This is a genomic window from Thermogemmatispora sp., assembly GCF_042408735.1.
In the GTDB taxonomy this organism is placed as follows: Bacteria; Chloroflexota; Ktedonobacteria; order Ktedonobacterales; family Ktedonobacteraceae; genus Thermogemmatispora.
Genome location: NZ_JBHOQV010000069.1, coordinates 1 through 1,747, shown reverse-complemented (window position 1 = coordinate 1,747; position 1,747 = coordinate 1). Strand labels below are relative to the sequence as shown.

4 protein-coding genes are annotated in these 1,747 nt (G+C 56.6%); all 4 read left to right on the top strand.

Going from position 1 to position 1,747, the window contains the following annotated elements; translation table 11 throughout:
* A partial coding sequence (locus tag ACFMO7_RS05360) for a hypothetical protein (protein WP_376794484.1) occupies window positions 1-375 on the top strand: 375 nt, incomplete at its 5' end.
* A gap of 2 nt (window positions 376-377) precedes the next feature.
* Entirely contained in the window at window positions 378-557 is a 180-nt protein-coding gene (locus tag ACFMO7_RS05355) for a hypothetical protein (RefSeq protein ID WP_376794483.1), read from the top strand.
* Window positions 554-1,090 carry a peptidoglycan recognition family protein gene (locus tag ACFMO7_RS05350; protein ID WP_376794482.1) on the top strand — a complete coding sequence of 179 codons (537 nt, stop codon included), beginning with the start codon at window positions 554-556 and terminating at the stop codon, window positions 1,088-1,090. The genes ACFMO7_RS05355 and ACFMO7_RS05350 overlap by 4 nt, the downstream gene beginning before the upstream one ends.
* Window positions 1,091-1,747: RNA-guided endonuclease InsQ/TnpB family protein (locus tag ACFMO7_RS05345; protein WP_376794481.1), on the top strand; the 657-nt coding region annotated here is incomplete at its 3' end.

The following is a 1,747-nucleotide window of genomic DNA, read 5'->3' as shown; positions in this document are numbered from 1 at the left end:
TCTAGTGCTGCGTTGAATCTAGTCCTTTACAGTATTGCGGATCGGGTAGATGAGCTGCGGTGCCTGCTCGCTGCAGTTCTGGACAAGATGTACTCCCTCGAGAATAGAAGAGGACGTAAATTCGATATTGAGAGTAGGGTGAAAGCGATTCACCTATTGTCGAGGAAGGCCGGGAGAGAGGTTGAGCTAGCAGATATTCTAGGGGATGCCCGGCTATTGGGGATTCATCCGAAGTTCGTGTTTGAGGCTAAGGAGATCCTTGGTATCGTGGCGGTGAGGGAGGAGGGGGGTGCTGTGAAGTGGAGAATCCCTGCTGCTAATGAGATTTGCGAAGCACTGGGGCTATCTACGATCAGGGAAGAGGATGGGGGGTAAGTATGGAATTTGAACAGCAAATCGAGGTCCTATCTAGCAGAGTCTCTGATCTTGAGGAGAAGTTCAAGCTGCTTGTTGGGTTCGTCCTTCAGATTGCTAAGGTGCTTGAGGATCTGGGCGTTATCCAGGTCCATCGGGTAACTGGCTCTGGGGTTGTTGTGCCTAGGGGGGAGTTGCAGTGAGCGTTGAGGACGAGGGACGCAAGTTCACAATCGTTGATCTCATTGGGAAGCTCCCGGTCCACCCGACTCGGAAGTATAGGACCAGGGAGCTTAGTATGATCACAAGGGTTGTGATCCATCACTCTGCTACTCCGTATTACATCGAGCCTGAGGAGATCGCTAGGTTCCACGTGAACGGTAGGGGGTGGCCTGGGATTGGCTATCACTACCTGGTCGATCACTTTGGCATAATCTATAAGTGCTGGCCGGCTAGCACCGTCACGTACTGCGTTGCTCAGGGGAACGTCCCAAGCCTATGTGTGTGCTTAATTGGGAATTTCGAGGAGGATAAGCCGACCGATAAGCAGCTTGCTGCTGCGGCGTGGCTAACAAGAGAGATTGTGCAGGCTTATGGGATCAAGGATGTGCTGGGGCATAGGGAGGTTCCTGCGCAGTTCACGAAGTGCCCAGGTAAGTTCCTTGACATGGATGAGTTCAGGCGGATGGTGCTTGGCCGGTCATTTGACCATGAAAGGGGAACGGGAGTGCAATGAATGCGGGTGAATCAGGCATTCCGGTTTGAAATGGATCCCAGCCGTGCCGCCCGCGTTGCGCTGGGCAAACATGTGGGGGCTGCTCGCTTTGCCTACAACTGGGGGCTTGCTCGCTGCCTTGAGGCGCTGGAGGAAGGCCGGCCCCTTCCTTCTGCGGCCCAGCTCCACAAGGAGTGGAACCACTGGAAGCGGCAGCACGCTCCCTGGTGGGTGGAAGTCTCCAAGTGCGCACCCCAGGAGGCGTTGCGGGACCTCGAGCGCGCCTTCCGCAACTGGCGGCATGGCCGGGCCAGAAGGCCCAGCTTTAAGCGTAAAAAGAGTTTAGACGACAACAAGGTGCATTTTACCGGCTCCATTCAGGTTTTTCCCCGACATGTGCAGCTGCCCCGCATCGGCAAAGTGCGCACCAAGGAGCCGACGGAGAAGCTTTTAAGCCTGCTGGCCGAAAGGAAGGCCCGCATCCTCTCGGCCACGGTCTCTCGAGAGGCCGACCGCTGGTACGTGAGCCTTACCTGCGATGTGGAGCGGCCCAGTCCACCGCCCCGACAGGGTGATCCGGTGGGGGTGGACCTGGGCCTTGCGTCGTTCCTGGTCCTTTCCGACGGGACGCGAGTGGAGGCGCCTAAGCCCTTAAATAAGGCCTTAAGGCTTTTGCGC

Excerpts from the sequence above, each read along its gene's own strand:
- ACFMO7_RS05355 (WP_376794483.1), top strand. The coding sequence starts at position 378 with ATGGAATTTGAACAGCAAATCGAGGTCCTATCTAGCAGAGTCTCTGAT.